1 protein-coding gene is annotated in these 578 nt (G+C 67.3%); it reads right to left on the bottom strand.

What is annotated here, in order from left to right; genetic code table 11:
- Nucleotides 1-578 (bottom strand): ABC transporter ATP-binding protein (locus ABWW33_RS32995; RefSeq protein ID WP_353405625.1); only part of this gene is annotated, 578 nt, incomplete at both ends.

Genomic DNA, 578 nt, shown 5'->3' with positions numbered 1-578 from the left:
GTGACCATCAGCGCCGACAGGCCCATACGCACGATCAGCTCGCGCAGGAAGGCGCGCGCCTCCTCGCGCAGCTTGGCGTCCAGGTTGGACAGCGGTTCGTCCAGCAGGATCACCGGCGGGTTGTACACCAGCGCGCGCGCGATCGCCACGCGCTGCTGCTGGCCGCCCGACAGCTGGTGCGGGAAGCGCTCGCCCAGATGGCCCAGGCCCAGGTTCTTCAGCACGTCGCTGACGCGGTCCTTGATTTCGCTGGTGCCCATCTTGCGCAGCTTGAGGCCGTAGGCGACGTTGTCGAACACCGTCTTGTGCGGCCACAGCGCGTAGGACTGGAACACCAGGCCCAGGTTGCGGTGCTCGGCCGCCATCTCGAAGTTTTTCGAGCCGTCGAACACATTGCGCTCGCCGATGGCGATGGTGCCCTGCTTCGGGCTTTCCAGGCCGGCCACCGCGCGCAGCAGCGTGGTCTTGCCGCTGCCCGACGGGCCAAGCAGCGCCACCACTTCGCCTTTTTGCAGGTGCATGGACACGCCCTTCAGGATCTGGTTGGCGTGCGCGCCGGTGCCGTAGTCCAGGTGCAG

It is taken from the genome of Duganella hordei, assembly GCF_040369125.1.
Taxonomy (GTDB): domain Bacteria; phylum Pseudomonadota; class Gammaproteobacteria; order Burkholderiales; family Burkholderiaceae_D; genus Rugamonas; species Rugamonas hordei.
This window is presented reverse-complemented; position numbering and strand designations above follow the sequence as displayed.